Genomic DNA, 2,356 nt, shown 5'->3' on the forward strand with positions numbered 1-2,356 from the left:
TAGGGGTTTTGTTTTTTATGCGCGAAACTTTGAGTTGGGGCTTTTGGGCGGAGCCTGGTTACAGATCTTCCATGGCTGGCAGGTCGTCTCCTGTAGTATGCAAGGCTCCGGCTCATGGCTATCATGCGTGCCTCATTGTGAGGCGAGATCTGCATGCTGACGTTGTTAAAACTCCTGAAAGATGGCCGGTTTCACTCTGGAGAGGCGCTCGGGGCAGCGTTGGGCATCAGTCGCAGCGCTGTCTGGAAGCAGCTTCAGCAGCTGGAGGTTGAACTGGGGCTGTCGATTCATAAGGTTCGTGGTCGTGGCTATCAATTGGCCTCTCCCCTGGTGCTGCTTGATCGGCAAGCAATCGCTGCTGCCAAACCCTCGCCGACCTGGTCGGTACATGTTTATGAATCGATCGATTCGACCAATGCCGAAGCGTTGCGATTGGTCGAGCGCGCTGTGCGTGCACCTTTTGTTGTCGTGGCTGAGCGGCAGACGGCAGGTCGGGGGCGTCGCGGGCGTCAGTGGGTCAGCCCATTCGCCGAAAATATCTATTACAGTTTGTTGCTCAGGGTTGATGGAGGAATGCGGCAGCTCGAGGGCTTGAGCCTAGTGGTTGGCCTGGCGGCATTGCAGGTGTTGCGTGAATTGGGGATCCAGGGGGCGGGCCTGAAATGGCCGAACGACGTTCTGGTGGGTAGCAAGAAGATCGCCGGTATCCTGCTGGAACTTGTCGGTGATCCGGCTGATGTCTGTCACGTGGTGCTTGGCATCGGCATCAATGTCAACATGCAAGTCGCCGATCAGGTCGATCAGCAGTGGACATCCGTCAGGCTTGAGACGGGACGCTCGGTGGATCGCAATCAGTTGATCGCATCCCTGAGCGAAAAGCTTCAGTGTTATCTGCGGCGACATCAGGCGTCGGGCTTCGCCACGATCCAGGCGGAGTGGGAGCAGAATCATCTGTGGCAAGGCCGTGAAGTCTCGTTGGTGGCTGGTACGAGCGTTATCGACGGCACTGTGCTGGGTATCGATCAGCAAGGTGCGCTGCGTTTGAGGGTCGGCGGTTTCGAGCAGGTCTTCAGCGGTGGCGAGCTCAGCCTGCGCTTGCGCAATGATTCTTGAGCGGGCTGCGGTAATGTTTCCAGAGCCAGGTGTGTGCCTGATCTGGTAGGTGTCGGTCTGGCAATTGCCGGCCCGTTGAGCTGAGGTCTCTATGCGTTGGTTGTTTCTGTTGTTGTTGGTACTCAATGGTGTTTATTACGTCTGGCATCAACAGGAGGCCCCGCTGAGGGCGAAGGAAGTGACTCCTTTGGCGCTCTATCGTAGTGCGCACCAGGATATCCAGCTGCTGAGCGAGTCGGATAACGCCGGGGCTCGCAAAGCTGCCGCCAGAGGCCAGGAGGCGAACTCCGAATGTCTGTATCTGGGAGGTATGTCCCGTCAGGATGTCGCGCAGTCGATTCAGCAGCGTTTGCAGGGGATGGATATCAAGGCGCGGGTACAGCGGGTGAATGTTCCGGATTCGACGGGCTTCTGGCTGCGTATCGTACCCGAAAGTCGGCATTTGCTGAGCGACACCGTTCTGCAGAATCTTGCTAAAGAATTCAATGAGTTAAAACATAAAATAATGTTGTGCGAAGGCATTGCAACTGCCGAATAGTTTGCATAGAATGGCGCCCGCTTTGCAGTGAACACCCCTTGAGGGACTCGCTGCAGAGCGTGGTCAACGCAGCTAACCTCATATTTTTAAATGAGAAATTGCTTGACAGAGGTTAGGCGTGATGTAGAATGCGCCTCGATTGGAGGGGTTCCCGAGCGGCCAAAGGGATCAGACTGTAAATCTGACGTCTCAGACTTCGAAGGTTCGAATCCTTCTCCCTCCACCATAATTTCAGCGGAAGCAGCAAACTCCGCGGGTATAGTTTAGTGGTAGAACCTCAGCCTTCCAAGCTGATGATGCGGGTTCGATTCCCGCTACCCGCTCCAAGTTTGCTGTTTATGCAAAATGCTTCGCTCTTGTAGCTCAGTTGGTAGAGCACACCCTTGGTAAGGGTGAGGTCAGCGGTTCAAGTCCGCTCAAGAGCTCCATATAAAACAAGGCAGATATGAAAATATCTGCCTTTGTTCTAATGGTCGATGTAGCTTGCTCAATTCTTCTCCTAAGGGTGATTTCGATGGCTAAGGAAAAGTTCGAACGTAATAAGCCGCACGTCAACGTTGGCACCATTGGTCATGTCGACCATGGTAAGACCACTCTGACTGCTGCGCTGACCCGTGTCTGCTCCGAGGTTTTCGGTTCGGCCAAGGTTGAGTTCGATAAAATCGACAGCGCCCCGGAAGAGAAAGCTCGCGGTATCACCATCAA

Annotated in this window: 3 protein-coding genes and 3 tRNA genes; all 6 read left to right on the top strand. The window is 54.6% G+C overall.

The features are described 5' to 3' along the window. Positions 1 to 153: 153 nt before the first annotated feature. Positions 154 to 1,113 carry a bifunctional biotin--[acetyl-CoA-carboxylase] ligase/biotin operon repressor BirA gene (gene birA, locus BMX68_RS24875; RefSeq protein WP_026012959.1) on the top strand — a complete coding sequence of 320 codons (960 nt, stop codon included), beginning with the start codon at positions 154 to 156 and terminating at the stop codon, positions 1,111 to 1,113. 91 nt (positions 1,114 to 1,204) lie between these two features. Then, positions 1,205 to 1,651, top strand: coding sequence for a hypothetical protein (locus BMX68_RS24880; RefSeq protein WP_017129876.1), 447 nt, complete (start codon positions 1,205 to 1,207; stop codon positions 1,649 to 1,651). 141 nt (positions 1,652 to 1,792) lie between these two features. Further along, a tRNA-Tyr gene (locus tag BMX68_RS24885) sits at positions 1,793 to 1,877 on the top strand. A gap of 26 nt (positions 1,878 to 1,903) precedes the next feature. After that, positions 1,904 to 1,977 (top strand) — tRNA-Gly (locus BMX68_RS24890). 26 nt (positions 1,978 to 2,003) lie between these two features. Beyond that, positions 2,004 to 2,079: transfer RNA gene (locus BMX68_RS24895), tRNA-Thr, on the top strand. 86 nt (positions 2,080 to 2,165) lie between these two features. Beyond that, a partial coding sequence (locus BMX68_RS24900) for a GTP-binding protein (protein ID WP_256218838.1) occupies positions 2,166 to 2,356 on the top strand: 191 nt, incomplete at its 3' end.

The sequence above is a fragment of the Pseudomonas agarici genome (assembly GCF_900109755.1).
In the GTDB taxonomy this organism is placed as follows: Bacteria; Pseudomonadota; Gammaproteobacteria; order Pseudomonadales; family Pseudomonadaceae; genus Aquipseudomonas; species Aquipseudomonas agarici.